Source organism: Lysinibacillus sp. NPDC096382 (assembly GCF_044762845.1).
Taxonomy (GTDB): domain Bacteria; phylum Bacillota; class Bacilli; order Bacillales_A; family Planococcaceae; genus Lysinibacillus.
In genome coordinates, this window is record NZ_JBIWFC010000001.1 from 519,800 (window position 1) to 546,447 (window position 26,648).

29 protein-coding genes and 1 riboswitch are annotated in these 26,648 nt (G+C 36.5%); of the genes, 19 read left to right on the top strand and 10 right to left on the bottom strand.

Annotation, left to right across the window (positions count from 1 at the left end; all coding sequences use genetic code 11):
- Positions 1–221 precede the first annotated feature (221 nt).
- The 4 genes from ACIQZA_RS02470 (at position 222) to glnA (ending at position 5,927) form a co-directional block, all read left to right on the top strand.
- Positions 222–428, top strand: coding sequence for a hypothetical protein (locus ACIQZA_RS02470; protein WP_400935458.1), 207 nt, complete (start codon positions 222–224; stop codon positions 426–428).
- Between the two features lie 442 nt (positions 429–870).
- On the top strand, positions 871–2,388 hold the full coding sequence (locus ACIQZA_RS02475) for an SH3 domain-containing protein (RefSeq protein WP_402879935.1): 1,518 nt from the start codon (positions 871–873) through the stop codon (positions 2,386–2,388).
- A 501-nt stretch (positions 2,389–2,889) separates the two neighbouring features.
- On the top strand, positions 2,890–4,236 hold the full coding sequence (locus ACIQZA_RS02480) for a sodium-dependent transporter (protein ID WP_142509784.1): 1,347 nt from the start codon (positions 2,890–2,892) through the stop codon (positions 4,234–4,236).
- A gap of 356 nt (positions 4,237–4,592) precedes the next feature.
- Positions 4,593–5,927: a type I glutamate--ammonia ligase gene (gene glnA, locus ACIQZA_RS02485; RefSeq protein ID WP_402879933.1), complete on the top strand. Its 1,335-nt coding sequence runs from the start codon at positions 4,593–4,595 to the stop codon at positions 5,925–5,927.
- Between the two features lie 80 nt (positions 5,928–6,007).
- Here the strand turns inward: glnA and ACIQZA_RS02490 are convergent, their stop codons facing one another.
- Both ACIQZA_RS02490 and ACIQZA_RS02495 read right to left on the bottom strand, forming a co-directional pair.
- The gene (locus ACIQZA_RS02490; protein ID WP_402879931.1) at positions 6,008–7,099 is read right to left on the bottom strand and encodes a hypothetical protein; all 1,092 of its coding nucleotides are present in this window, start codon (positions 7,097–7,099) and stop codon (positions 6,008–6,010) included.
- 116 nt (positions 7,100–7,215) lie between these two features.
- Positions 7,216–7,695 (bottom strand): hypothetical protein, encoded by a 480-nt coding sequence (locus ACIQZA_RS02495; protein WP_402879930.1) that lies wholly within the window; start codon positions 7,693–7,695, stop codon positions 7,216–7,218.
- 381 nt (positions 7,696–8,076) lie between these two features.
- On the opposite strand from ACIQZA_RS02495, the gene ACIQZA_RS02500 reads away from it, so the two are divergent.
- Both ACIQZA_RS02500 and ACIQZA_RS02505 read left to right on the top strand, forming a co-directional pair.
- The gene (locus tag ACIQZA_RS02500; protein WP_132363113.1) at positions 8,077–8,253 is read left to right on the top strand and encodes a sporulation protein Cse60; all 177 of its coding nucleotides are present in this window, start codon (positions 8,077–8,079) and stop codon (positions 8,251–8,253) included.
- Between the two features lie 22 nt (positions 8,254–8,275).
- Entirely contained in the window at positions 8,276–8,488 is a 213-nt protein-coding gene (locus ACIQZA_RS02505; protein ID WP_142509780.1) for a hypothetical protein, read from the top strand.
- A 123-nt stretch (positions 8,489–8,611) separates the two neighbouring features.
- Here ACIQZA_RS02505 and ACIQZA_RS02510 read toward each other — a convergent pair whose 3' ends face one another.
- Positions 8,612–8,998, bottom strand: a complete 387-nt coding sequence (locus ACIQZA_RS02510; RefSeq protein WP_402879928.1) for an NUDIX hydrolase — start codon at positions 8,996–8,998, stop codon at positions 8,612–8,614.
- Positions 8,999–9,539: 541 nt separating this feature from the next.
- Here ACIQZA_RS02510 and ACIQZA_RS02515 point away from each other — a divergent pair.
- Both ACIQZA_RS02515 and ACIQZA_RS02520 read left to right on the top strand, forming a co-directional pair.
- Positions 9,540–10,403, top strand: a complete 864-nt coding sequence (locus ACIQZA_RS02515) for an AraC family transcriptional regulator (RefSeq protein WP_402879926.1) — start codon at positions 9,540–9,542, stop codon at positions 10,401–10,403.
- Between the two features lie 127 nt (positions 10,404–10,530).
- Positions 10,531–11,154: an HAD family hydrolase gene (locus tag ACIQZA_RS02520; RefSeq protein ID WP_402879924.1), complete on the top strand. Its 624-nt coding sequence runs from the start codon at positions 10,531–10,533 to the stop codon at positions 11,152–11,154.
- 164 nt (positions 11,155–11,318) lie between these two features.
- Here ACIQZA_RS02520 and ACIQZA_RS02525 read toward each other — a convergent pair whose 3' ends face one another.
- Positions 11,319–11,843, bottom strand: coding sequence for a GNAT family N-acetyltransferase (locus tag ACIQZA_RS02525; protein ID WP_402879922.1), 525 nt, complete (start codon positions 11,841–11,843; stop codon positions 11,319–11,321).
- A gap of 180 nt (positions 11,844–12,023) precedes the next feature.
- Between ACIQZA_RS02525 and ACIQZA_RS02530 the strand changes: the two genes are divergently transcribed.
- A complete protein-coding gene (locus tag ACIQZA_RS02530; protein ID WP_402879921.1) occupies positions 12,024–12,794 on the top strand; it encodes a GNAT family N-acetyltransferase in 771 nt (256 codons plus the stop codon).
- Positions 12,795–12,847: 53 nt separating this feature from the next.
- Here the strand turns inward: ACIQZA_RS02530 and ACIQZA_RS02535 are convergent, their stop codons facing one another.
- Positions 12,848–13,114: a Parvovirus coat protein VP1-like protein gene (locus ACIQZA_RS02535; RefSeq protein WP_403009837.1), complete on the bottom strand. Its 267-nt coding sequence runs from the start codon at positions 13,112–13,114 to the stop codon at positions 12,848–12,850.
- 215 nt (positions 13,115–13,329) lie between these two features.
- Here ACIQZA_RS02535 and ACIQZA_RS02540 point away from each other — a divergent pair, with 215 nt between their 5' ends.
- The 3 genes from ACIQZA_RS02540 (at position 13,330) to ACIQZA_RS02550 (ending at position 16,490) form a co-directional block, all read left to right on the top strand.
- Positions 13,330–14,376: a DUF418 domain-containing protein gene (locus tag ACIQZA_RS02540; protein ID WP_400935426.1), complete on the top strand. Its 1,047-nt coding sequence runs from the start codon at positions 13,330–13,332 to the stop codon at positions 14,374–14,376.
- Positions 14,377–14,523: 147 nt separating this feature from the next.
- On the top strand, positions 14,524–15,216 hold the full coding sequence (locus ACIQZA_RS02545) for a hypothetical protein (protein WP_402879918.1): 693 nt from the start codon (positions 14,524–14,526) through the stop codon (positions 15,214–15,216).
- Positions 15,217–15,230: 14 nt separating this feature from the next.
- Positions 15,231–16,490 carry a glutathionylspermidine synthase family protein gene (locus ACIQZA_RS02550; RefSeq protein ID WP_400935422.1) on the top strand — a complete coding sequence of 420 codons (1,260 nt, stop codon included), beginning with the start codon at positions 15,231–15,233 and terminating at the stop codon, positions 16,488–16,490.
- A 45-nt stretch (positions 16,491–16,535) separates the two neighbouring features.
- Here ACIQZA_RS02550 and ACIQZA_RS02555 read toward each other — a convergent pair whose 3' ends face one another.
- Positions 16,536–17,009: a YbaK/EbsC family protein gene (locus ACIQZA_RS02555; protein WP_400935420.1), complete on the bottom strand. Its 474-nt coding sequence runs from the start codon at positions 17,007–17,009 to the stop codon at positions 16,536–16,538.
- A gap of 129 nt (positions 17,010–17,138) precedes the next feature.
- Between ACIQZA_RS02555 and ACIQZA_RS02560 the strand changes: the two genes are divergently transcribed.
- The 4 genes from ACIQZA_RS02560 (at position 17,139) to ACIQZA_RS02575 (ending at position 19,251) form a co-directional block, all read left to right on the top strand.
- Positions 17,139–17,645, top strand: a complete 507-nt coding sequence (locus ACIQZA_RS02560; RefSeq protein WP_402879915.1) for a hypothetical protein — start codon at positions 17,139–17,141, stop codon at positions 17,643–17,645.
- Between the two features lie 72 nt (positions 17,646–17,717).
- On the top strand, positions 17,718–18,179 hold the full coding sequence (locus tag ACIQZA_RS02565) for a substrate-binding domain-containing protein (RefSeq protein WP_402879913.1): 462 nt from the start codon (positions 17,718–17,720) through the stop codon (positions 18,177–18,179).
- Positions 18,180–18,320: 141 nt separating this feature from the next.
- A riboswitch (guanidine-I (ykkC/yxkD leader) is annotated at positions 18,321–18,416 on the top strand.
- 179 nt (positions 18,417–18,595) lie between these two features.
- On the top strand, positions 18,596–18,937 hold the full coding sequence (locus tag ACIQZA_RS02570) for a DMT family transporter (RefSeq protein WP_402879912.1): 342 nt from the start codon (positions 18,596–18,598) through the stop codon (positions 18,935–18,937).
- Positions 18,937–19,251, top strand: coding sequence for a DMT family transporter (locus ACIQZA_RS02575; RefSeq protein ID WP_400935416.1), 315 nt, complete (start codon positions 18,937–18,939; stop codon positions 19,249–19,251). Before ACIQZA_RS02570 ends, ACIQZA_RS02575 begins: the two co-directional genes overlap by 1 nt.
- A 253-nt stretch (positions 19,252–19,504) precedes the next feature.
- Here the strand turns inward: ACIQZA_RS02575 and ACIQZA_RS02580 are convergent, their stop codons facing one another.
- From ACIQZA_RS02580 to ACIQZA_RS02595, 4 genes are all read right to left on the bottom strand, one after another.
- Complete coding sequence (locus tag ACIQZA_RS02580) at positions 19,505–20,380, bottom strand: glycine betaine ABC transporter substrate-binding protein (protein WP_400935414.1); 876 nt, start codon at positions 20,378–20,380, stop codon at positions 19,505–19,507.
- Between the two features lie 106 nt (positions 20,381–20,486).
- A complete protein-coding gene (locus ACIQZA_RS02585; protein WP_142509758.1) occupies positions 20,487–21,341 on the bottom strand; it encodes an ABC transporter permease in 855 nt (284 codons plus the stop codon).
- Positions 21,334–22,533 (bottom strand): quaternary amine ABC transporter ATP-binding protein, encoded by a 1,200-nt coding sequence (locus ACIQZA_RS02590; RefSeq protein ID WP_142509757.1) that lies wholly within the window; start codon positions 22,531–22,533, stop codon positions 21,334–21,336. Before ACIQZA_RS02590 ends, ACIQZA_RS02585 begins: the two co-directional genes overlap by 8 nt.
- A gap of 282 nt (positions 22,534–22,815) precedes the next feature.
- The gene (locus ACIQZA_RS02595; protein WP_142509756.1) at positions 22,816–23,451 is read right to left on the bottom strand and encodes a GntR family transcriptional regulator; all 636 of its coding nucleotides are present in this window, start codon (positions 23,449–23,451) and stop codon (positions 22,816–22,818) included.
- 259 nt (positions 23,452–23,710) lie between these two features.
- On the opposite strand from ACIQZA_RS02595, the gene ACIQZA_RS02600 reads away from it, so the two are divergent.
- Genes ACIQZA_RS02600 through ACIQZA_RS02610 form a run of 3 tightly spaced genes read left to right on the top strand, consistent with a single transcriptional unit; the run spans position 23,711 to position 26,648 of the window.
- Positions 23,711–24,442 carry a GTP cyclohydrolase II gene (locus ACIQZA_RS02600; protein WP_400935410.1) on the top strand — a complete coding sequence of 244 codons (732 nt, stop codon included), beginning with the start codon at positions 23,711–23,713 and terminating at the stop codon, positions 24,440–24,442.
- A 14-nt stretch (positions 24,443–24,456) separates the two neighbouring features.
- Positions 24,457–25,566, top strand: a complete 1,110-nt coding sequence (ribD, locus tag ACIQZA_RS02605) for a bifunctional diaminohydroxyphosphoribosylaminopyrimidine deaminase/5-amino-6-(5-phosphoribosylamino)uracil reductase RibD (protein ID WP_402879908.1) — start codon at positions 24,457–24,459, stop codon at positions 25,564–25,566.
- The gene (locus ACIQZA_RS02610) at positions 25,563–26,648 is read left to right on the top strand and encodes an FAD-dependent monooxygenase (protein WP_402879906.1); all 1,086 of its coding nucleotides are present in this window, start codon (positions 25,563–25,565) and stop codon (positions 26,646–26,648) included. Before ribD ends, ACIQZA_RS02610 begins: the two co-directional genes overlap by 4 nt.

Genomic DNA, 26,648 nt, shown 5'->3' on the forward strand with positions numbered 1-26,648 from the left:
ATGGTATTAAGGTAACACAATTATCAGATGATATTGACGAATCTCAATCGAAGGAATTTTTTAAAAGATATAGTGGGCGATATACATGTAAGAAACCACTTCTACAATACAATCGAAAGGGAAAAGAAGGTCTAATGTTCTCAAGGGATGATACATTACCTATAAGTGTATTTGAATTTACTCGTTGTGTATTGTGTGATGAAATCGGGGTTGATGGGTTTTTGATTTACTGTTATCTGAAATATCGTAGCAAGATGTTTGGTTATGCTCCTGCAACTGTATTCAACAATGAGATTATTGACGTTGTTGGTTTTAAAGAGAGAAGAATTCGTGCATTGATTCAGAATTTAGAACTAGCAGGTTTGATTGAGGTTGATAGAAAGGTTTCGAAGAAAGATGGTTCTTTTGCTAAAGAGCAATACCTATAAAATCATACATAAGGGAAGGTAATTCCTCCCTCTTTTTATATACCACTAAAGTGCGAAGGTGACATTTTGGTATGTTGCTTTTAGATTCCAAAGTAACTCAATTGTTTCAACTTTGAGTCAGCTTACAACAACAATCGTAGCAAGCTTACAGAGCCATTTAACGAGCTTGTAAGAGTTGATAGATTTTGCTTGGGCTTGTTTCAAGGGACTTTAGGAAGCTTACCTATTTCGCGAAAAAAAGTAAAAATCCAACAATCACTATTTACAAACTTTTCACCGAATTAAAATTAAACAATATATGTTGGAGCTATTATTTATCGCTCAAAAGTGTTAAATGAAGGAAAGATTGACTATTACCCCTATCTCAAATATTGGGTTTATGATAACATATATTTGAATCTTTTAACTTTAAAAAATATGAAAGGAAGTGTAATAATCACATATGAAAAAGATATTGAAACCATTGATTAGTGTTATTGCCATTGGTACCCTCTCTCTATCTATAAACATAGATAAAAATGTATTAGCTAATAATATTGCAAATACATGTGAGTATGATTCGGCATCGAATGTAAACCCTGATTATTCCACAATGAACTGTTTGTTAACCGAAACAGCACTGAGTTATGATGTTCCACCTGAAATTGTGAAGGCAATAGCGGAAGGTGAAAGTGGAAATTGGCGTCATTTCGATAGTAATGGTGAAGCGATTGTGACAGCTGATAATGGAATTGGCATTATGCAAATTACAAATCAAGCTGGCTACGATCAAGATAGACTAAAAAGCGATATTGTCTATAATATTCAAGCTGGTGTAAAGACTCTAGATAATATGTTTAAGCGGAAGGATTTGCCTAGCATCAACGGTGGGGAAAGAGATGTATTGGAACATTGGTACTTCGCTATCATGGCTTATAACGGTACTAAACCAGTAAATAGTCCAATTGTCCAAGCAACTGATGAAAGAAATGCAAATGCCTATCAAGAAAGAATTCTCCGAATTATTGAGAAACTGGAATTAATAGACTTAACAGAGCTGCCTTTTAAACGCGAACATTTTCAATATGATTCTAACAGCAAGGAAAATATTAAATTTTCAGCGATGAACTATAAATTTGATGTACCATTAACAAAATCAAAGTATTTTTTTAAAACAAATCAGAAAGTTAGTGCAACAACAACTAACGTAAAATTTAGGACAAGACCTTCTATTGATAGTCCTTCTATGGGTACTTTACGTGAAGGCGAAATTGTTACCATTACGGGTCCTTTTGAATATGAAGAAGTATCAACGAAGAAAAACCATTTTGTTTGGTATCCTGTGAAAAGAAATGACGGGACAAAGGGGTATGTAGCATCAAGTTATTTAAACTACTCAGCTTCAACACCAACGCCAACACCTCCAGTAACACCGCCAACAACGGGAAACGTTGATGTATCAAAGTTTGCTGATTACAATGCAAACCAATACTGGGCTGAGGATTTTAAGTGGGCAGTCAACATCGGTATCATAAGTGGTTACCTAAACGTGAAAAACCCATCAACAGGCAAGTACGAAAACTTACTTAAACCGTACACTAACTTAACGGAAAACCAAATGTTAACTATCCTATTCCGTTACTTCAAACCATCAGAACTAGCTTCAACGAATGCTAATACTACATGGTATGGTGACGTAAACTACCGACTGGCTACAAAATACTCTCTACCAGTTCTAGGTGCAAACACAGCATCCAAACAAGCCATTGCAGGTAAGGATATCACACGGGGTAACTTCGCTCGTATCTTAGCTTCAATGCATTATGGTAAGACTTTATCCCAGTCAGAAGCTATTAAATTCCTTCGTGATAATGGTTTAACAACTACTAAAACAAATGAAGAGTTTAAACCAAATGATTCTCTAACAAGAGCGCACACAGTGGCATTCTTCCACCGTTACGAGCAAATATTCAATAACTAAATTGCTACTTACAAGTGAAAAGGTGACTATAAAAGTCATCTTTTCTTTTTTATGTTTAATAAATCCTTTCTTGACACTCCTCGAACCTTTCATAACTAAATTCATTGACACAGATTGCTTGATGGGAGCTACAAAGTCTTTTGTTAAGCTGTGATTGAGAAAGTATAACAAAAGGACTTGTGTGTAATTTTACGCACAAGCCCACAGATTGATGTGTGATTTAATTCATTGTTTATCCTCAGAGGTTCTTCTACCTACCCCCAGCCTACAAACACTCTTACAAACGCACCCATTACACTATATCGCATGATAGAAACTATGTAATCATATACAGGTACATAGGTTGTAATACTAGTATCAGAATTTCGAGGTTTTTTTATGTAGAATGGTTGAGATGTTGGATAATATTACGTAAAAGTAACATATAGAATTAATCTAGTCGAGTGTATTATTTTATTGTAGAATAAGGAAGAGTTGAGTAAGTTAGAGGAGTTTGAAGAGATGAGTGAAAAAAAGAGTCAATGGTCTAGTAAACTAGGCTTTATTTTAGCATCGGCTGGAGCTGCAATCGGACTGGGGGCAATTTGGAAGCTTCCATATGTTACTGGACAAAGTGGCGGGGGAGCGTTTTTCCTAATTTTTGTTCTATTTACATTGTTGATCGGTTTACCGATGTTATTATCAGAATATATTTTAGGACGTGGTACACAGTCTGAGGCTGTGACTGCTTATAAAAAAATTGCACCTAGGAAAACAGGTTGGGCTTGGGTTGGTCGTATGGGTGTGCTCGGCTGTTTTTTATTATTAAGTTTTTACAGTGTTGTAGGGGGTTGGATTTTTATATATAGTGGCCTTGGTGTGACTGGGGCTGTTATTGATCCTTCCGTTGATCCTAGTGAACTATTTGCAAAGATTGTAGGAACACCTTGGATTACATTACTAGGTTTAGGGCTGTTTACGCTAGTAAATGTATTAGTTATTTCACTTGGTGTACAAAATGGTATAGAAAAAGCCAATAAGTGGATGATGCCTTTATTATTTATTATGTTTATTGTGCTTGTTGCGAGGGCTTTAACATTAGATGGAGCAATGGAGGGGGTTAAATTCTTCTTATGGCCTGACTTTTCCAATATAACTGGAAAGGCTATATTAGAAGCGTTAGGACAGTCCTTCTTTGGCTTAGCGGTAGGGTTTTCTTGTCTTGTGACGTACAGCTCCTATTTAAAGAAAGATGTGAGCTTACCTAATTCCGCAGGCTCCGTTGTTCTTCTTACTGTGCTTGTATCTTTTTTAGCAGGATTAGCAATTTTCCCAGTTGTATTTGCTTTTGATTTAGAACCAGCATCTGGACCCGGCTTACTGTTTATGGTTTTGCCAACAGCATTCAGTCAAATGCCATTTGGTGAAATATTCTTAGCGATGTTTTTATTATTATTTTTATTCGCAACGTTAACTTCTTCATTCAGTTTGTATGAAATTATCGTAGCGGCATTTATGGAGAAGGGACGTATGTCTCGTTCTGCATTGACGATGCTACTAGGTGTAGTAGTCTTTATTGCGGCGATTCCTGCAGCGCTTTCATCAAGTACATTAGCTGATGTATCAATTTTTGGAAAAACGATTTTTGATGCAACTGACTTTTTAGTTTCTAATTTAATGCTTCCGTTAGGTAACTTATTGATTGCTATCTTTATTGCGTATGTAGTTGATAAAGAATTTGTGAAGAAGGAATTATTAATAGGAAGTCAAATGGGGCAGGGGTTCTATTCAACGTATCGATTACTGATGTTAATAGTAGTACCTTTTGTGATTATCGTTGTGTTTGTAAATATGCTTTTACAATATTAAAGTGAGGTAGGTTGCGTTCCGTTTGAAGGGATGCAACCTATTTTTAATTTCTGTTTTTTGTACCGAAAGCGTAGCGATAGGTACGGAAGTCTCCCGTCTTGATAGGTGGTGAGATGTATACGCTTTTGAATTTACTTTTCAGCGGGTGTTCAAAAATCTGCAGAGCGTCTCCTGCTTTTGGATATAATCTGTCGCGTAAGTAAAAGGGGCTCTATCTATCTGAAAAAAAGATTAATATATTCGATAAAATGCATGTGATAAAACCTTACATATTTATTGTATTTACCATCCTTTTAATGTATTTTAAAAGTTATAAAAGAATCGTGTTAATTAAAATTACATTGGAGTGGTGAAGAATGAAACGTTATACAAAAGAAGATATTAAATGCCGCGTCAAGGAAGAAAATGTAAAATTTATTCGCCTACAATTTACTGATATATTAGGAACAATAAAAAACGTTGAAGTACCAGTTAGTCAATTAGAAAAAGCATTGGACAATAAAATTATGTTCGATGGTTCATCAATTGAAGGTTTTGTACGCATTGAGGAATCAGATATGTACTTGAGCCCTGACCTTGATACTTTCGTAATTTTTCCTTGGACGGCTGAAAAAGGTAAGGTGGCTCGTTTTATCTGTGATATTGTTAGACCAGATAGTACACCATTTGAAGGTGATCCACGCTCCAATTTGAAGAGAGTTTTAAAGGAGATGGAGGAATTAGGTTTTAGCTCATTTAATTTAGGGCCAGAGCCAGAATTTTTCTTATTTAAGGTAGATGAAAAGGGGCAGCCAACACTTGAGTTGAATGATAGTGGCGGGTACTTCGACTTAGCCCCGACTGACTTAGGGGAGAACTGTCGGCGTGATATCGTATTAGAGTTAGAAGAAATGGGCTTTGAAATTGAGGCATCGCACCATGAGGTTGCACCTGGTCAACATGAAATTGACTTTAAATATGCAAGTGCGATCGAAGCATGTGACAATATTCAAACGTTTAAACTTGTTGTAAAAACGATAGCTGCACAGCATGGACTGCATGCAACCTTTATGCCAAAGCCACTATTCGGTGTTAACGGTTCTGGAATGCATTTCAACTTATCATTATTTGAAGGGGATAAAAATGCGTTTTATGATGAACGTGCACAATTGCAATTAAGCCAAACGGCGCGTAGCTTTATGGCAGGGATACTAAAACATGTACACGGCTTTACAGCAATAACAAACCCACTTGTTAATTCCTATAAACGATTAGTGCCGGGCTATGAGGCTCCTTGCTATGTAGCATGGTCTGCACAAAACCGGTCACCACTTATTCGAATTCCAGCTTCACGAGGACTATCAACACGTATCGAGCTGCGTTCTGTCGATCCAGCAGCGAATCCTTATTTAGCAATGGCCGTTATTTTAGCATCTGGGCTCGATGGCATTCGCAAAGATCTTACACCACCAGATGCTGTAGATCGCAATATTTATAAAATGTCACGAGCAGAACGTGAATTGAATAATATCGACAGCCTCCCATCGTCATTGGAATATGCACTCCTTGAACTAGAAATGGATCATACCGTACGTGAAGCACTCGGAGATCATATCTTTGAAAAATTCACGGCTGCTAAAGAAATAGAATGGAATAAATACCGCACACGCGTCCATAATTGGGAGCGGGAAGAATATTTGAAAATGTATTAGAACGGGAGTGTTGGGTCTAACACCTTTTTGAACTAAAGAAGAAGGCCATCCCAATTTTTCTTTAATTGGGGTAGCCTTTATTAGTTAGTTAGCTGACTTTGAATTATTAATTTGCCTTTTTCATTTAGTTCATATTTATAGATATAAAAACCATTTTCAGCGGAAAATCTAAAAATATCAGGCATTTCTAACCAGCCATCCTCAACTAATAGATGATCCTTTATCCTAAATTTTTTATAGTACTCATTATCATTGAAATATAAAAATAGTTGATTATTAAAATCAGTGTTAAGATCACTTACACTATCAATATCCGAAACAACTTCTTGCGTATGATTTGTCAAAGCATCATAAAAAATTAGCTTTTCATCAGCAGTTGAAGGTTCAGAAGGGTCGTCAAATGTTAGATAAACCCATTGTTGATCATTTAGTAGCCTTGCTCTACCAATAAATTCATATGAACTATTATATTCTTTTATTTCTTTACTTTTCACATCATATAAATAGAGGTATCCAAAATGATCTTTTTTATCAGTAAATAATATTTTTCCATCCTTTGCAGACAAACTATATGTAAAGCTATTTAAATTAAATATACTTACTGTTTCGTCTGTTCTGAGATTCTTAAGCATAACTTCCGCTTTATCATCTTTTCTATCCATTCGAATCCAAGTGGCATAGTCTCCGATTAGTATGGGAAAATCATTAGTAACGTTTTCTTCATTTTCTTTTGTCAACGGTTGAATTTTTTTCGTCTTTAAATTCATAATATATGGGTTCAATTGCCCCCCACTTTCATCGGCATCTACCCATACTAACCAATTATCATTTAATTCTATCCCTTGAACTGAGGGGAATTTGAATTGACTGTTAAAAAGCGTTGAGTATTTTTGAGTCTTGCGATTGTATTGAACAATTTTATTATCAAGAGAAGGACTCTCTTGATCTACGCTCATATAAATATAGTTACCATTACCCCTATATGAGGTGATATCAGTAAAAGGTACGTCTACTGTTTTATTAAAATCTTTATCGATTATTTGATAATAATTTGAACTTTGTGGTTTCATTAAAGATCTATTTGACAGTACACCATTATATACGGCTTTAAAAACAATGAATAGGAATATAGCTGCACATGATAGTATTATTGTTCTCTCTATTATTTTCAAGTGAATCTCTCCATTTGAACTACGATATTTTTATAGACTGTGTTAATGTTTTTTTTAATGAATTTTAGGGAAATGGTTTCCCAATCATATTACAACTCAATGGTTCATAAATGCCGCTATATGGATAAATATTTTACATAATCTCCGAACTGAGATAAATAATTCTTTAAATTGGTACCCACTTCATTCAAATCACCATATATATTTTGGTCTGCTAAATAAAAAGCATCCGATAAGTAATTCATTTCAACCTCTATCCACTTATTACTGTCTTCTAACTGTAAATGGTCACTTAATCGAAATAACATTGAAAAAACATCTGATAAGTTGTTGGTTGAAATAAAATATTCATTCAGCAGTCCGAGTAATATCTTAGAAGGAAGGTCGTCATTATTTAAGCCTCCTTTGAACAAATTTAATTTCGAACAGACATCAATGGGTTTTTCCTGTGAAGACAATGAGATTGCAATTACTTCATAAGGTGGATTATCAAGGCGTTCAATAACATTATCAGCCCATTTAATCACATCCTGAACAGTATAAAAACCTATTATAATCCCTAACCTATATACTTCGGCTGTTACTTTTATATCCATACTAAAACTCCTTCTTTAGCAGTACCAGCTAAACATTAAATTTAGACAGACGAAAAATTTCAAAGATCTGTCATTTAAAACACAAAAGTTGTAAGCAAGAACTATTTAATATTATGTTTTGTACTGTCGCTACTACGATATCGACAAATAACAACCAACAACCAAGTAAGATAAATGGTTGTAACACCTTTAAAACGAAATCGAGGGATTCATCTTAATGCTCTAATCATCTCATGGTTATAATGGAATTTAAAGTATGTATTACCGAATATTCGGGTATAATAATCTTCCTACTCCTTTTGCGTTCCCGGCTACTACCGAAAATATTTTGTGACAAATACTTCCTTTTAATCTATGATTAGAAGAAAAGGGTGAAAATGTATGACGCAAGCGACTCAAGTAGTTACGATCCAAAATAATGATATTGTACAATTTGAACATGATATTAATAACGCTCTATTTGATTTAAGCGAGTATTTAATAGTTGATATTAAATACAATACGTTATATATAGGGGAACATACAGTTATACATTCAGCTTTAATTATTTATAAATGATTGATCCAGAGGGGGAAATAACTTGTCAAAAATATATTGGGTATCAATTGCTACAAGAACAGGTGATGAATCTGGAGTGGAGAAAAATGTCATTGAAAAAATATTTGCGAAGAAATCTAAACTCAAGCATTTTTTAGAACAAGAAGGCTATTGTAAGGCAGCGAAAAATCAATATATTAAAATTGATGATGAATTGATATATGAAGCGGCCGTTGAAAAAGTAAAAATGAAATAATCATAATAAAAGAGTTATCCGCGGGTGAAAGGGAAATACCCGCGGTTGTGGATATGCGAGAGGTAATGCCAGGTAATATGCTTTCGATAGGGTCTTCCTACCACCATCCATCCTATGATTCTATTATTGAAACAATGATAATAGAAATTGTCTATCTTCAGGGAAGGTTAATGTTAAATCTAGTAATTCATCTTTTGATTTCCACGCAATTTCATAAATCAATTCGTCGGGATCATGTAGCGTCATTTGTCCACCCTTAACGATTGTTTCGAAATAGCGAACTTCTACTACATCATTATTTTTATGTAACACTTCTCTGACGATGTCTACTATAAATCCGGTTTCTTCATACACTTCGCGGATACAGTATGTCTCAAAATTTTCAGTAGCTTCTATTCCGCCTGATGGTACTGCCCATGTTTTTGCTTCTTCTTTAGTTCCTTGCAAAACCATTAATAATTCATTGTCTTCATTTAAGCAAATTCCTGCAGCACCTTGCCATTTAACCAATATAAAAACCTCCAATCTAACTTTTTATTTATAATCTTAACCTATAATATCTAAAAATAGGTATTGTATTTATTAATTATTTACATATCGGTCGATCCCCGTCGTTTCGATGATTCCATCCGTCGCTCTGGCGATTTTTAGCGGCGTTCCTCCCTTGGTTAGCGGCGCAACTGACACATTTAGTGGCGAAATCAAACACATAAGCTGGACGATTTGACAAAACTAAAGTCAGGATTAAAAAACTTTTTATAGAATTTTACACAATATTAAGGACTTGACTATTCTTTCTGTTACTTCAATGGGTTCTTCCGTCGTTGGCGATTCTTTAGCGGCTCATTGGACGCTCCTAGGAAGCTTTGCTCTGTACGAAAGCGAATCGACAGAGACAACAAAGCGCCCAGTCGAAACGGCAATCAACCTGACGTTATGGTGATAAGCAAATAAAAAATAAAGCTTTCATTTTAACCTGTCCAAAGTTAGCATAAAAAGACAGGAATAACTAATTTTGATGTTTTAAGCTATAACCAAGGAGTGAGAGCAATTGAGTTGGATTGAGTCGATTCAAAAAGCAATAAATTATATCGAAGAGCATTTATTAGATGACATCACAATGGAGCAAATTGCACGAGAGGTAAATTCTTCGGTCTTTCATTTTCAACGGACTTTCTCGATTTTAACGGATATGTCTATTGCAGATTATATAAGACGTAGAAGGCTAACATTAGCTGCACAGGAGTTAATAAACACAGAGAAAAAAGTAATCGATCTCGCCTACAAATATGGCTATGACTCTCCTGAAGCTTTCGCCAAGGCATTTCGTAAGCAACATAACCTAACGCCTAGTGAAGCAAGAAAGAAGCAAGGACAGCTACAATCATACAATCGCCTGGTCATCCAGGTAAGACTGAAGGGAGCAGAACCAATGAAGTATAAAATCGTAGAAAAAGAAAAGTTTCAAGTGGTAGGGGTAAAAAGAACATATAATAGTCAAAATGGTGAGAACTTACAGGGCATTCCTCAATTTTGGAATGAGATGAATTCGAAAAACTTCGATCATCAACTTACCCAATTAAATAACGGAAGCATCAAAGGGGTGCTAGGTGTTTGTGTACCAAATACAGACCAAGGGCAAAATGGTTTCATTGATTACTGGATTGCTACGGATCATGTAGGGGAAGTGGGAGAAAATCTATTAGTGATGGAAGTACCTGCATCGAAGTGGGTAGTCTTTGAGGTGCATGGCCCTATGCCAGATGCTATGCAAAATACATGGAAACAAATATATTCAGAGTGGTTCCCATCCAATCCATATAAACCAGCAGGAACGGCTGAACTTGAAGTTTACCCTGATGAAGATGCATATAGCCCTGATTCATACTCTGAAATTTGGATTCCGATTCAATAATGATAAAATGGATTTGGTAAACGATTAGTTTGCCAAATCCATTTGTAGTGAGGATGTTCACTATAAACACCTTAAGAGAAACTTTCGCTTTTTAAACATCCATATTTTGTAATGAAGGAGGATGCATATGGACATAGATAGCATTATTTTCGATTTAGACGGGACACTTTGGGATTCAAGCAAAACAGTAGCGCAATCATGGACGCAGGTAGTTCAGAGGTCTCCTTACGGTAAAGGAAAGATAACCGAAGAAGATTTATCTAAAACGATGGGTTTACAAATTCAAGAAATAGCTGCTATATTATTTGATTATCTTGATGAAGAAAAGCAGATGGAGCTTATATTAGCATGCTGCCAGCAAGAGCAAGATGATTTATTACGCAATGGCGGTATTTTATATCCGCAGTTAGAAGAAACTTTACTAGCTCTTTCAAAAAAATTCCGCTTATTCATTGTAAGCAATTGTCAAGAAGGCTACATAGAAACATTTTATGCATTTCATAAGCTAGAGAAATATTTTCTTGACTTTGAAAATCCGGGGCGTACAGGCTTGTCAAAAGGAGAAAATATTCAATTAATTATGAAAAGAAACCACATAAAAAAAGCTGTATATGTGGGAGATACGCAGGGAGATATGCTTTCTGCAAAGTTTGCAGGGATTCCTTTTGTTTTTGCTTCATATGGTTTTGGTAAGCCAGAGGAATATGACTATATCATCGAAAAGCCAATAGATTTATTAAATATATTTTAAACAGAGTGTAGAGTCTGTCTTTTCTGACGGTCTCTATACTCTGTTTTGGCTAAGAAGTACAAAACAAACCTCTGGGAAAGATAAGTAGGAATTGAACACGGACAAAAATCCATGTAACCTTGATTTTTATTTTGAAATTTGGATTCCGATTCAGTAATAGAAATTTATTTTAATAAAGAATAAACATTAATGTCGTAAAAAGATTCTTTTGATTCTTCTTTTTCCTGAAATATTCCTTCAAAAGTAAAATTCAATTTCTCTACTACCTTTATAGAATTTACATTACCAGGCTCAATTTTTGCTTCAATTCTATTTATGTTTAAAGTGGTGAAAGCATAATCAATTAAAGCCGAAATACTTTCTGGCGCATAGCCTTTTCCCCAATAAGCTTTAGCAAGATCATATCCGATTTCTGCTGAGGCGTTAACTTCGTCAAATGCATTGAATCCACAAGAGCCGATTATCTCATTTGATTCCTTCTCGATAATAGTAAAGCGAATAGCTTTGCGCTCCTCAGCTAATTCATCAAAAAGCTTAATCATGTCATTCACTTGTTCTTCATGCGTAAAATTAGTGATATTCATAAATTTTGTAACTTCCGGGTCTGACCAAATTTTAAATAAACGATGAGTATCAGCCATTTTCAATTTTCTTAAATATAATTTTTTTGTGTAAATTTGTTCTATCAATACTTTTACCTCCAAGTTATTAATTAAGTTTGGATGAAAAATATTGCTATCTGTGCATAATTCAGTCCCTTCAAATTTTATGTACCCATTATACAATATTTAAATATTAAACAATAACCCCAATAATTCCCTTAAGTGATATGATGTATGAAGATCTATCAAAGAATAGGGGAAATGATAATGATCAAGGTTACAGCCGAGAATTATTCGATTATCAAAGAAACAATAGAAAGGGCACCAACATTTGTCTATAGCATACTAGATCAGGTAATAGAAGGCTCTGTCTACACTGCCAATGATAGCTTCCATTCACTACTATTTCAAACCAAATCAGGAATATGCTATGTTTATGGCGATTCGTCCAGCGAGCAAGTCGTAAATAAACTTGGCTCTTTACTACAAGAATCTATTGAACAAAGCAAACGTTTCACATTATTTTCTTACTCAGATGATTGGAACACAAAAATTGAACAACATTTAAATGGACTTGTAAAAAAGCTAGAAAGATACACTTTTACCTTTGCTATAAATGCTTATAACGATAGAGAAAAAAGAGAGCGGCCTGACTACGAATTTATTAAAATCAAGCAACCTCAAATTGAGCATTGTTTAGAATTCGACAATCAATATTATGAGGAATACTGGGACTCAACTAATAATTTCCTCGAAAATGGTTTTGGTTTTTGTCTGAAGCATGGAGATAAGATGATTAGCGAAGCGGTCTCTATTTTTAAATCACAGCAATTTGCAGAGATTGATATAGTTACTGATTCGAAGTATAGAGGAAAAGGATTAGCAAGCTTCATTGCAGAGAAATATATTGATTTTTGTATTTTAAATGATATACAGCCTTGTTGGGATTGTGACATCCATAACCAAGCATCTTATCATTTAGGCGCAAAGCTCGGCTTTACTAATCCGCGAAAATATGCAGTTTATACAAAATCTTAATTCATAAAAAATGCTCACGGTGGAAAAATAACATCGTGAGCATTTTTTATGAGTTAAAAGAATCTATTACGCATTCCAAAGATATTGTAAAACAATTTAGCATCTCTTGCCATTTTAGTATTGGCGTTCATTTGTGGTCGTAAGCAATTTTGGAACATTTCATCGCAATATCTTGATCTACCATATCGAGCATAACATTCGTCATGTAATTTGCAGCATGAATCTACGGCATTGATAGGTCTACCTGGTCCTGAACACCCTGGTCCACAGTATTTATAACCCGGGTAGCAAAAACCAAATCTGCGGTATCTGTACATCATCTATTCTCCTTTATTAAAAAAATAATGATTACTATAAAATATGAAATTTTTGCTTGTAGGAGGGGATTAAAAACTAATGTAAGTGAAAAAAGCATTAACTGATGAGACAAATCTATAAATGTAAGGTTCCTGTAAGCTTTTCAAAAAACTACTGTAAGGATGAAAGGTTATGATAGCCATAGTTCGTAAAGTATAAAAGATAAGGAGTTTTAAGAATGAATTCATCCATTACTCAAAAAGAAAGAATCGTTTCCTTAGATATTATTCGAGGGCTAGCGTTATTTGGCATTCTGTTTATAAATGTAGCGGCCTACCAGATGATAGTAGAGGGAGGACCGATGCCTGACTATAGTGGAATTAACGGCATTATTGATACGCTCATTGATATTTTTATTGAGAAGAAATTCTTTTCCATTTTTTCATTTCTCTTTGGTGTAGGTTTTTACATTTTTGCTTCACGTGCAGAAGCGCGTGGCGATAAGCCAAGATGGCGTTTTGCAAGACGTTTACTAGCTTTATTATTAATTGGTATTGTCCATGTGTTTATTTTTTGGGGTTCAATCCTCGCAATCTATGCAGTAATAGGTTTTTTATTAATTCCTTTCTATAATGCAAAGGTTTCAACAATTGGTAAATGGCTATTTGCTATCATTACCGTTCATGTCCTTAGCATTCTTGGACAACTATTTATGCCAAATCAAGGAGCATTATCGACTGTTTTTGGGATATTAGGAAATGATGCCGTTACTATTTTTATCATGTTTTTAACTGGTTTTTTAGCAGCAAAAGCTGATTGGATTAGTCATATTAGTGAATACTCAAAACAAATAAAGTGGCTACAATTTGTGACATTCCCACTCTTTGTTGGTATCTCTCTTTGGATTTGGTTTGCTGCTCAAGGGGAAGATCCACATCTACAATTGATTATTGGTTTAGGGGTAATTCCGACAACGTATTTTTATTTAACTTGTCTATTTATTATGTTGGAGAATAAAAGCATCGCGAAGTTACTTAAGCCAATTGGGCGAGTTGGTCAGATGGCATTTACAAACTATTTAGCTCAAAGTTTTATTGGTCTAGCTATTATGTCATTAATGGGGCTTGAAGTTGTTTCGCCTTCTGATGTAGTAATCATCGCAATCTTAATTTTTATCATTCAAATTCTCTTTAGTGTCATTTGGTTCAAATTCTTTAAAATGGGGCCATTTGAGAAGGTATGGCGCTTTATGACATATGGAAGAAAAACAGTGCCGAATAAGTAAACGATTTGTACGAAACTCCCTTGCGGTAAATGATTCCAATCCGCCAGGGAGTTTTTAGTGCTATGATAATGTATGAATTTGTAAAAAATGAAACCTAAAGAAGTAGACATCCGTAAAATAAGTATCGACATAAAGGAGAAATAGGATATGGCAAAACAAATGAAAAAATACATAACAGTCACAACAGCGTCATTTATGGCTATGCAATTAGCCGCGTGCGGGAATACAGAAACTCAGACTGTTAAAGAGACTACTGCCACTACAGATAATACAACGGAAGAAAATAATACTTCAACAGCAGGGAATGGTTTACAAAGTGTCTATGACAGTGACATGGCAAATTCATGTAAGAAATGGAAAGAAAATGATGATGGTTCGTTCGAATGTTTAGATGAAAATTCGCCGCATTATGCACATCATTTCTTCAATGGACTTATGTATGCAACTACCGGTGCGATGATAGGGAGTGCTATTTATAAAAGTCGCAATTTAAGAAATGGTACAGACAGAGAGGACAAAGGTGGTGGTTCAGCAGTACCACGAACGAATTATAGCAATACGAGCGACAGTAAAAATGCGAATTCTAATGGAATTACGACGAATGGCTCTCAAAATCCGTCTGGTACAACATCTAGTAGCTCAAATAACTCAACAACAAATAGCTCAAATTCAAATACAAGCGGTTCCAAGTCTTATTCGAGTGGCAAGCGTTCATACTCAAATAGTTCAAGTTCATCAACGAATAGTTCTAATTCTTATTCAAATCACTCATCATCTAGCACAGGGAAATCAGGCTTTGGCTCAGGTGGTGCCTCTCGAGGTGGCTCTTCATCTTCTTAAAAGGAGAAATCAATATGGACAAATATTTTCAACAACGCCAAGCATTTTATTCTCAATTTCCTAATTTCTTTCCTGACTTTGAGGATCTTGAGTATGCCTTGTACGATGTACTAGATTTACCCAAAGAGAAAATCGATGAAATTAACTATGCCTCTACTATACTTTGGAAAATATTTTTAAAGGTTGGGAAACAATTTAAGCATTTATCGGATGAGCAACTTTTAGCACTAGGCATTCGTTCTGAAATGCTACCATATATTCCATTAGATTATTTACAGCAACAATCGATACTGGCTCGCTTCGATTTTATTTGTACAGAGGACGGACAAATAAAATGTCTTGAATTAAATGGTGAAACGCCATTTCTTGTCCAAGAAACCTTTGAGATCAATGAAGCGCTTTGTCAGCATTTAGGATTTGATAGTCCGAATGATGTTTCAGCATTACATAAATCCTTGTCTGGTGCACTCTTTACGGCTATGCATTATTTAAATGATGTGAAAAAACCTAAAATCGTCATTACAGGGAAAACGGCCGCGGAAGATTATGAGGAATATTGTCAGGTACAGTTTTTAAAGAAATGTATACCTTTTGATGTGGAGTATGTTCCTATTCAAGAGCTAATCATTTTTTCTAGTAACACTGCTAATATAGCTCGAGGCCTTTATACACCTGCCATGGAGAAAATTGATATTTTATATCGTCCTGCACACCCAGTAGAGTTTTTAATAGATGATATGTCTTCCGATGGTGATCGTATTGGCCTACATTTACTGGAACTCGTAAAAGATGGACAGCTTGCTATTATCAATGCACCTGCTGCATATGTACTGCAATCGAAAATTTTATTATGGTTAATTTGGGAACGTAAAAATGATCCGCTTCTTTTTAATGCAGAAGAACGAGCTGCTATTCAGAAATATATGTTGCCAACGTACCTTTCGGCAGAACTATTCGTACAGGAAAACTTGCCGTTTGTAAAGAAACCTGTCTATTCTCGGGAAGGGAATACTGTAGAAATCTATGCAGGGGATGGTACGAAAACAAATGCTTCTGCGTATACCCATTATGATGATAATTTGTTTATTTATCAGCAGTATGTGGAAATGCCTTCTATAACGATAAACCTAAAGGATGGATTACAAACAAAGAAATGGTTAATCGGCTCATTTATCGCTGATAATCGTGCATGTGGCTTATCTTGTAGAGTAGGTAATCAAATTACAGAATGGGATTCTCACTGGTTAGCTGTTGGATATAAGAAAGAAATTTAAATAAAAAACGACGAGACTTTTAATAAAGTTTTGCCGTTTTTTATGTTACTCGTTCCAGCCTTTACAGACGTTAATCCATTCTTGATATGGTGTATAGATTTCTAATTCAGAAATAGTAAGCTCAATGGCGGAGCTGCTACTACCACATGCAGGGAATACCGTTGTGAAGCGTTTAAGTGATTCATCTAAATAAATAGCAACGCCCTCATTCACGCCGAAAGGACAAACACCCCCTACATCGTGTCCGATCTTTTCAAGAACTTCATCTTTCCCAAGCATCTTTGCTTTTGTACCAAAGGCCGCTTTAAATTTTGCATTGTCGACTTTGGCATCGCCTGCAGCAACAATTAGTATCGCGCCATCGTTCACGAGAAACGATAAGGATTTCGCAATGCGTTCAGGCTCGCAGCCGAGTGCCTGTGCTGCTAGTTCAACGGTCGCCGAACTTTCGTTTAGCTCCTGTATTTTGTGTTGCACATTCCATTGTGCCAAATGTTCACGTACTTTTTCAATTGCCATATGTAATACCTCCTTACAATACTTTATTTTATTTTAACGCAATTTTCAGAATATATAGTTGTGTTACTTTTCGAAAATAACCTATTATATAAATAGTTAGTATAAAATTACTCTTTTGGAGGTGGAGCCGTGATTTTGAAAGTGCTACAGTCTCTTTTTGTACTAATAGGATTATTATTTTTCACAGGAGTAGTTGCGTTGTATTTAATTATAAGTGGTGGGCTACATTTTAGTGGACTACTTTTAACCGTTCCGATATGTTTATTTGTCCTATTTATTTGTTTAATTTTTGATTGGTTGACAACAACAAAACGGAAGATATGGTTAGCTGGACTAATGGGCATTGCGTTGTTGCTTGCCTCGATTAAGCCTATTCAACATTACTACAAAATGAGTATTCCAACTGTTGATGCAGAAATTGATGTGTCAGTCTATCAACCATTTATAGAGCAAAATAAAGTAGTAAAGTCAGATACAAAGGCTTCATTGCAATTAGTTGACTCACTACCTCGCTTAGATGGGGCGACGGCGATGTATCCACTGTATGCTGCCTTTGTAGAAGCGACATATCCAAAGGGTTACTATCCATATGATAATAGTAGAGTAATGGTGAGTCGTACAGCTGAAGCTTATTAAAATTTGATTTCAGCAGATGTTGACCTGATTTTTGTAGCAGCGCCATCTGAATCACAAAAGAGGCAAGCTGAGATGGAAGGTCTTACATTTGACATGACCCCCATTGGACGAGAGGCATTTGTCTTTTTCGTCAATCATAAGAACAGCGTAGAAAATTTATCATTGGAGCAGTTAAAACAAATATACGCTGGGAAAATTACGAATTGGCATGAAGTCGGTGGTGAAAATGCTGCGATTCGTGCATTTCAGCGCCCAGCAGATAGCGGAAGCCAAACAGCGCTTGAAAGAATGATGGGAGATATACCAATCATGGAAGCACCTGCTGAAAATGTTGCAACAGGTATGGGTGGTAGTATTCATGAGGTATCACAATATCGTAATTATAAAAATGCCATTGGCTACACGTTTAGATTTTACTCAACAGAAATGGTAAATAACCACGAAATTAAATTATTGTCCATTGATGGGATTGCGCCCACAAGGAAAATATTCGTAAAGGCACATACCCACTCGTATCTGAATTTTATGCTGTAACAGCAGGAACAGATAATCCTAATGTAAAGAAGTTTATCGACTGGATTGTCTCAGACGAGGGGCAAGCACTAGTTGAAAAAGTTGGTTATGTACGAGTAGAAAATGATTGAATAGTTTGCTATACTAGTAGCACAATCAAATATGTTAGTTTTCTAGGGTTCCGTAGCAAAGCTAGTCTGGTCCGAGAGAAAACCACAAATTGATTTTGTGACACGGAAGGATAAAAGCCTGGGAGATACTGTTTACAGCAGTGTTCCTTGGGCTTTTTTTATTTGGCTACTGTTGAAGGGTAGTTGTAGAAAAAACGCAAGTCAGATTTCTGGTTGCCGAACTGCTCGGGTAGGTCAGAATACCGTCTTAAAGAACCCCAATAATAGTATCCATATGTGTTTAACTATAAAATGGAGGAATTCGTAATGAACAAACAATGGTTAAGTGTCGTAATTGCTGCTTTTTTTGAAGTCGGCTGGGTTATTGGCTTAAAGCATGCAGGGAATGCACTCGAATGGATTGGAACCGCGATTGCAATTTTTGTTAGCTTTTATTTACTAATTAAGGCTGGGGAAAGTTTGCCAGTAGGTACTGTTTATGCAGTATTCGTAGGCTTGGGGACAGCGGGTACTGTATGTGCTGATAGCTTACTGTTTGGAGAACCATGGAAATTAACTAAGATTTTATGTGTTGTCGTTTTACTTGCAGGTGTCATCGGCTTAAAGCTTGTGACAGGGGATGTTAAAGAAAAAGAGGTGAATGAATAATGGCATGGTTTGCATTAGTAGTCGCGGGGCTATGTGAGATGATGGGTGTTTATATGATTAGTAAATATAATAATGCTAAAAGTATTAAAAATTTACTGTTATTGATTTTTGCGTTTACCTTGAGCTTTGCTGGCCTTGCATATGCCATGGAAACATTACCGATGGGTACAGCCTATGCCATTTGGACTGGCATTGGAGCGGCTGGTGGTGCATTACTCGGTATGGTGTTGTTCAATGAATCTAAGGATTGGAGACGTATTGTTTGCATTACTCTTGTTTTAGGAGCTGCGATATTTTTGAAGTTATTATCCTAATTAATAACATAAATAGTCATCTGGCACGGTTTAATCGTTGCGAGGTGACTTTTTGTTTATGATGAGGAGTTCTTGCTTGAAAATTCGCAAAAGAACGTTAATTATTTGTAGTCTTTTATAAAAAAACCATTGCGGCGATGTTAGCGAGATGGAGCTGAATTTTAGTAGCCTTAAATGATGTTCTTCAAATAAGACGGGAAGAGCCTATAAAAAAGACAGACAACCACTCCGGTTGTCCGTCACTTTTTGAAAATTATTTTTTTACATCCTTCGTCCATTCAGCAACTTTGTCTGCGTTAGCTTCCACCCAATCTTTAGCAGCTTGTTTTGGGTCTTTGCCATCCATAATTTCTAGCATAACGCTCTCTAAGTCTTCTGATGTCCAGTGGAAGTTATCTAGTACAGAATAGACATCTGGTTGATCTTCTTTTAAACCTTTACGAGCGAATGTGTTAATCGTTTCTTCGCCACCATAAACGCCTTTTGGATCATCTAAATATTTAAGATCATATTTAGCGAATTTCCAGTGAGGAGACCAGCCTGTCACGATAATGTCTTCTTTATTTTTAATTGCTTTAGCAAGAGAAGTGGTCATAGCTCCAGATGAAGAAGTTAATAGCTGCCAACCTGCTAGGTTATCATATTCATCTAAGGCCTTTTCAGTAGCAGCTGTAATCCCAGCACCAGGTTCAATACCCGTAATTGTTTTATCTGCTTGGTTTTTTAAATCCTCAATCGAGTTAACGTCCATATAGCTTGGTACTACTAGACCTATTTTGGCACCAGTAAGGTTTTCACCTAGTTCATCAAGGTCGTTCTTATATTTTTCGTACTGTGGGGCATGAGTATTTGGTAACCATGCAGCGACCATGCCATCTGCTTCACCTTTTGAAACAGCCTCCCACATAATTGCATTATCAAGTGGTGTTAATGATACATTATAGCCTAAATCCTCTAGTACCTGACCAACTACATTAGTTGAAGCAATTTCTGTATCCCATTCAACGTAGGCTAGATTGACGTCCTTTGAGTTACCACTACTCTTACTTGAATCATCACTATTACATGCGGCTAGCAAAAAGCCAAGCCCTAAAGCCATTCCTAATTTAGTTAATGTTTTCAGTTTCATCGAATCTTCCTTTCAACTATTAATAGTTTTGTAGCAAACTACAAATCGTAAATCTCAGCGGTGAAAGTAAAGAACTAAGATTTTCGTCAATAAATTGCCTCTTTTTCTATACGACTTTCTTCTTATTAAAACTTTGCGTTAGGCGGTCTATAACAATGGCGAAAATTACAAGACCTAAACCTGCAACAAAGCCATTACCAACCTGTGTACGTTGTAGTGCAGTTAATACTTCACGTCCTAGACCAGGTGCACCGATCATTGAGGCAGTTACAACCATTGACAGTGATAGCATAACTGTTTGGTTAATCCCTGCCATTATAGTTGATTTGGCAAGAGGAATTTCTACTTTAAATAGTTTTTGCTTTGAGGTACTTCCATATGAATCAGCAGCTTCTACTAATTCTTTTGGTACTTGGCGAATTCCTAGGTTCGTCATACGTACAGTTGGTGGTAAGGCGAAAATAACGGATGCAAATACACCAGGGACTATCCCAATACCAAAGAAGGCAACGGCAGGAATCAAGTATACGAAGCCAGGCATTGTTTGCATGAAATCGAGTATCGGCTTAATCACATTTTCTGCTACAGTTGACTTCGACATTAGAATGCCAAGAGGAATACCTAATATGATAGAGATGATACTTGAAAAGAGCACGAGTGTGGTTGTTTCCATAAGATGCGTCCATAAGCCTTGATTATAAATAAATAACAAACCAATTAATGAAAACGTTGCGAGCCCGAATTTTTTACCGGTAACGAAAAAAGCAAAAATGACAACAAGTAAAATAAGAATAATCGGAGGAATGCTCACTAATAAATCAGTGACCTGATTCATGAGTAGTTTTCCATTTTTTTGAATCAAGTTAAAAAACACTGAAAAATTACTCGTCAACCAGTCCATAACTGATTCTACCCATGGTCCCACTGGTATTGCGGGAATATTGTCTAATAAATTATTCATGTGCATTCGCCTCCTCATCGCTAGTTGAAAGTGCTTCGATGACAACGCCCCGGATAAGAACACCAAGCAAGCGCTCATCTTTTACAACCGCAATAGGAGTAGGACTATTATGAATCAAACCTAATATATCTTGTAAAAGCATATCTGGTGGAACGGTTAACATATCTGATTGAACAATTGAATGTACCGTTTGTTCTTGTCTTTTAGCTGCAGCCCGTGCGTCGTCAGCAGTAATATAGCCTTTTAAATGTCGATTTTTGTCAACGGCCATTAATAAACTAACCGTTTCCTCACGCATTCTTTTAAGTGCTACGGTCGGTCCATCTACATCTACATTGACGGATACAGGTCGAACCATGGCATTTTCAGCAGTTAATACTTTAGAACGATCGACGTCTTCTACGAATGTTTTAACATAATCATTTGCAGGATTTGTTAAAATTTCTTCTCCAGTACCAATTTGGATGATTGAGCCATCTTTCATAATGGCGATACGATCACCAATACGTAATGCTTCATTCAAATCGTGGGTGATAAATAAAATTGTTTTTTTCAATGTGCTTTGTAAATCGAGTAGCTCATCTTGCATTTCTTTTCGAATTAATGGATCGAGTGCAGAAAAAGCCTCATCCATTAGTAATATTTCAGGGTCATTTGCAAGTGCCCGCGCTAATCCAACACGCTGTTGCATACCGCCTGATAATTGACTAGGATATTGGTCCTTATAAGCAAGTAAGCCTGCATTGTCGAGAGCTTGCTCTGCTTTTGCTTGCCGTTCTTCCTTTGAGATGCCTCTGATTTCAAGGCCGTATTCTGTGTTTTGAAGAAGTGTACGATGGGGGAATAAACCGAAGTTTTGAAAGACCATACTCATTTTGTTTCTTCTTACATTACGTAAACTCTCTTTGCCCATTTTAGAAATATTTTCTCCATCGATGTAAATATTTCCACTTGTAGGTTCTATGAGACGGTTTAAAAGTCGAATCAGTGTCGACTTACCACTTCCTGATAATCCCATGATAACGAAGATTTCACCTTCATTTACGGTAAAACTTGCATCGTATACACCGACTGTTGCACCTGTTTCTTTTAAGATATCAGTCTTGCTTTTTTGTTGCTTGACGAGTTCTAAGGCTTGGGGAATATGTTTCCCGAAAACTTTAGAAACATGTTCCACTTTTATTTTTTCCACTAGAACCACTCCTTTCGTAGATCAATTTCGCCTTGGCGTAATGGGTGTTACTTCACTACGCACATATAAATTGCCACTAGACGAGGCATTTTTAGGCTGAGTCCCTCTATTGCAGTAGGTGTTTGGACACTCACTAAATAAAGATAAATACTATTTGAGGATAATGATACCCAAATATAAACAAGTAACAACTCAACCCTAACAAAAAGTTGTTACTTCTGTCAAATCGACAAAATAGAAAAAATCCGCTTAAACGCTGCTATATCAGCGTTTAAGCGGATTTTAATTTGGATATAAAAAGCTCTGAACTCGAGCGAAACTTTCATCATTCCCGATAAAGTAAATAATGTCTTCTTCTTCCAAGGACACATATGGACCAGGTGATAGTAATAATTCATTTTTACGACGAATTCCGACAATCGTGCTAGATGTATTTTGCCAAAAATTCAATTCCTGTACTGTTTGGTGGATACAAGGGCTTTCAGCTGTCATCTCTAATTGATAAGGAATAAACGGATTGACGGATCGGAAATGTTCAGTTCGACTAATCAGTTGTTTGGTCTTTTCCTGTAGATTTATTAATTCTTGGTGCTGCTTCTGAATGCTAGACATAAGCTCATGTTGTAGCTCATGGACTGATTGAACATCATGGAATTGGCGGACAAAATGTGCAGCCTTTTCATATGAGATGATGATAACTCCACTACCTTTGGTGGCCTCCACAATTTCCAAGTCTTGCAAAACAGCAATTGCTCTTCTTGCAGTTTCCGCAGAGACATTGTATTGACTAGCTAGGGATGATCTTGCGTAAATTTTATCGCCAATTCGATACTTTCTTTCCACGATTTTTGAGGCTAGGTCGACAGCTATTTGTTGATATTTTGGCTGTTTCACTTGCACATTTTTTTCTAATTGCATTCTAAACTTCCTTTCGTCATTACAGTTCCCTCAGCTTATTATAGACTAGCCTGCACAGAAAAAATAGCATCTCCATAAGCTAGTAGTATATGATAAAAACGTAATATAGCAGTTTTTGTTTCTTAATAGAGTAGGAGCTGGAGTTTGACAGTTGTTAGTTATTATTATAAACTAAGTTACGTTATGTAAGTTATGTAAAAATACAAGTGCTCAGTTAGTTTGTTTTGCTAGCTGTTAACATTAGAAGGTTGGAGAAAATATGACAATTACTACTAAAGTTTTAGATATAGTGAAAGACAAAATGACGATCGTGAAGCAATCAGAAACTGAAAGTATTTGCCTAGTTGGTCCAGTGAAATTACCGGTAAAACAGGGTGAATTTTCAGCGACATTTCAATGGTATAACTGGTTAAAAGTAGGAGCCGATCAGTCAAAAGAGGAAATTATTGATGGGTTAGCATCTGCAAATTTAGCTTTTTTACAACAGTCATCAGTGCTTGTTTATGGAGATTTTACACATGCTGAGGATGCTTTAATTCGCATGCATAGCATTTGTCATACAGGTGATATTTTTGGAAGCGAACGCTGTGACTGTGGTTATCAATTGCATGAATCGATGAAAATGATTGTGGAGCATGGCTGTGGGGCCATTTTCTACTTAGCTGATCATGAAGGCCGCGGCATCGGATTGTTCTCGAAATCGCTTGCTTATTTATTACAAGAAGAGGGGTTAGATACGGTTGAAGCAAACCATGCTCTCGGCTTCCCAGATGATACTCGTTCTTACGAAGATGCCATTACTGTGTTAGGAGCACTTCGTTCAAAACCAGTTACACTCATTACCAATAATCCGAAGAAGCTTGCCGCATTACAGGCACATGGTTTGGCAGCAGAAGGACATGTCCCATTATGGGGAGGATTAACGGAGACAAATCGTTTTTATTTAGACACGAAAGTAGAGAAATCTGGACATTTGCGCGAAGAGAAGTGAGTGGAGGAACGAAGATGACAACAGATGAAAAATATATGCAGTTAGCACTTGATTTAGCCGCTAGTGCAAAAGGAAATACAAATCCTAATCCACTAGTAGGGGCTGTAATCGTCAAAGACGGTGTAATTGTTGGAACAGGTTTACACAGAAAAGCAGGGGAACCACATGCAGAGGTGCATGCATTTCGTATGGCTGGAGAACATGCTAAAGGTGCGACACTTTATGTAACTCTTGAGCCATGTTCGCATTACGGAAAAACACCTCCTTGTGCAAATTTAGTGAAGGAATCAGCAGTTAGTCGAGTAGTAGTAGCCATGCAAGATCCAAATCCTGCTGTTGCTGGACGTGGTATACAGCTGTTACGAGATGCGGGTATTGAGGTAGAGGTGGGTATTTTAGAAGCTCAAGCTCGCCGTTTAAATGAACGTTTTATTCACAATATGCTAACAAAACGACCATTTATTATTTCAAAATATGCGATGACTTTAGATGGGAAAATAGCTGCTCATACAGGACATTCCAAGTGGGTAACTGGTGTAGCAGCGCGTGAGGATGTTCACCGTATTCGACATGAGGTGGATGGTATTTTAGTTGGTGTTGGTACTGTTTTAGCTGACAATCCATCCTTAACAACAAGATTAAAAGAAGCTTACGGAAAAAATCCAGTACGCATTATTATGGATAGCTCCCTTCGTACACCAGCTCATGCCAATGTTCTGAATGTAGAAGAAGCGAAAACAATTATTGTATGTAGTGAGAATGCCGGCCAAGAAAAAATAACAGCATTTGAGGAAAAAGGCGTGACTGTATTGCCAGTTCGACATGACTCTGAGGGCCTTGTTGTTGACGATATGCTTGAAAAACTATATCAATATGGCATTACGGATATTTTAGTAGAGGGTGGAAGTACGATCAACTCTTCCTTTTTACAGCAAGGTGCTATTAACAAATATGTGATTTATATAGCGCCAAAAATTCTCGGTGGTCGCTTATCATTAACACCGATTGCTGGTCCAAATCCATCTACTATGGATGAAGCATGGGATGTAGAGTTTGCTTCGTTTGAGCAGGTTGGGCAAGATTTACGTATTATTGCTTATCCAAAGATAGGTGAAGGAAAGTGAATTATCAAGCAGATGTTTGTATCGTAGGGGCTGGGCCAGGTGGAGCACTTCTTTCGCACTTACTAGCGAAAAAAGGTCTTTCCGTAATTCTACTGGAACAAAACGCAGCACTTGGGCAGGCATTTCGCGGTGAGCATTTAAATGAGGAGGGTGAGGCTGTTTTAAAAAGTCATCAGCTTTTTGAAGCAGTCGAAGCGCTCGGTTTATTACGTATGGGAAAACTTGAATATTACGCAGACGGTAGAGCAATAAAAACTATTTTCCCTGTTGAAGCTGTTGGACATTTAGGAATTCATGTACCGCAAGCAAATCTATTAAAGGGAATTTTACAAGAAACACAGCATTTTCCTCACTTTTCTTGTTTCTTGAATACGCAGGTAATGAAGCTCTTAGTTGATTCTTTGGGTAGATATACGGGTGTCGTTGCAACAAGAAATGGGGAAAAGATTGAAATTAGTAGTCAGTTAATTATCGGTGCTGACGGCCGTTACTCTACTATTCGAAAGCAAGCGCACATTGAGATTCAAAAGCATAAGCATGGCTTTGATTTATTGTGGGCAAAAATTCCTGCCCCTCAGGGATGGGAACCATCGATTAAAATGGCATTAATAGGTGGAAAACAGCTATCCTTATTTACGCAGGTAGGTGGGTTCGTTCAAATCGGCTGGAATATTGAACAAGGAAGTTTTCCTCAGCTCAGAAAAAAAGCATTTACACCATTTATCCAACGGCTTTTAGAACAATTCCCAGAACTATCTGATACTGTAAACGAACATATCAGATCTTGGCAAGATTTTGTCTTGCTTGATGTATTCAGTAGTCATTGTGACTGCTGGGGGACAGAGGGGCTTGTACTATTAGGGGATGCTGTTCACACGATGACACCAACTGGAGCATTCGGGCTCAATAGTGCACTCAAGGATGCAGATTGTCTTGCGTCATTATTAAATAAAGATACACTTGTTCATTTTAACGTACACGATTTTCAACAAATGCGCGAGCGAGCCATTGAAGAAGTATTAGCGATGCAAATTGAAAAAGAGCAAACATTCGCGACTAACTTTATCACCAAGGCTTCTTGA

Coding starts and splice junctions, on each gene's coding strand:
- ACIQZA_RS02475 (WP_402879935.1), top strand. CDS start 871: ATGAAAAAGATATTGAAACCATTGATTAGTGTTATTGCCATTGGTACC.
- ACIQZA_RS02480 (WP_142509784.1), top strand. CDS start 2,890: ATGAGTGAAAAAAAGAGTCAATGGTCTAGTAAACTAGGCTTTATTTTA.
- glnA (WP_402879933.1), top strand. CDS start 4,593: ATGAAACGTTATACAAAAGAAGATATTAAATGCCGCGTCAAGGAAGAA.
- ACIQZA_RS02495 (WP_402879930.1), bottom strand. CDS start 7,695: ATGGATATAAAAGTAACAGCCGAAGTATATAGGTTAGGGATTATAATA.
- ACIQZA_RS02500 (WP_132363113.1), top strand. CDS start 8,077: ATGACGCAAGCGACTCAAGTAGTTACGATCCAAAATAATGATATTGTA.
- ACIQZA_RS02520 (WP_402879924.1), top strand. CDS start 10,531: ATGGACATAGATAGCATTATTTTCGATTTAGACGGGACACTTTGGGAT.
- ACIQZA_RS02530 (WP_402879921.1), top strand. CDS start 12,024: ATGATCAAGGTTACAGCCGAGAATTATTCGATTATCAAAGAAACAATA.
- ACIQZA_RS02535 (WP_403009837.1), bottom strand. CDS start 13,114: ATGATGTACAGATACCGCAGATTTGGTTTTTGCTACCCGGGTTATAAA.
- ACIQZA_RS02540 (WP_400935426.1), top strand. CDS start 13,330: ATGAATTCATCCATTACTCAAAAAGAAAGAATCGTTTCCTTAGATATT.
- ACIQZA_RS02545 (WP_402879918.1), top strand. CDS start 14,524: ATGGCAAAACAAATGAAAAAATACATAACAGTCACAACAGCGTCATTT.
- ACIQZA_RS02550 (WP_400935422.1), top strand. CDS start 15,231: ATGGACAAATATTTTCAACAACGCCAAGCATTTTATTCTCAATTTCCT.
- ACIQZA_RS02555 (WP_400935420.1), bottom strand. CDS start 17,009: ATGGCAATTGAAAAAGTACGTGAACATTTGGCACAATGGAATGTGCAA.
- ACIQZA_RS02565 (WP_402879913.1), top strand. CDS start 17,718: ATGGAAGGTCTTACATTTGACATGACCCCCATTGGACGAGAGGCATTT.
- ACIQZA_RS02570 (WP_402879912.1), top strand. CDS start 18,596: ATGAACAAACAATGGTTAAGTGTCGTAATTGCTGCTTTTTTTGAAGTC.
- ACIQZA_RS02575 (WP_400935416.1), top strand. CDS start 18,937: ATGGCATGGTTTGCATTAGTAGTCGCGGGGCTATGTGAGATGATGGGT.
- ACIQZA_RS02580 (WP_400935414.1), bottom strand. CDS start 20,380: ATGAAACTGAAAACATTAACTAAATTAGGAATGGCTTTAGGGCTTGGC.
- ACIQZA_RS02585 (WP_142509758.1), bottom strand. CDS start 21,341: ATGAATAATTTATTAGACAATATTCCCGCAATACCAGTGGGACCATGG.
- ACIQZA_RS02595 (WP_142509756.1), bottom strand. CDS start 23,451: ATGCAATTAGAAAAAAATGTGCAAGTGAAACAGCCAAAATATCAACAA.
- ACIQZA_RS02600 (WP_400935410.1), top strand. CDS start 23,711: ATGACAATTACTACTAAAGTTTTAGATATAGTGAAAGACAAAATGACG.
- ribD (WP_402879908.1), top strand. CDS start 24,457: ATGACAACAGATGAAAAATATATGCAGTTAGCACTTGATTTAGCCGCT.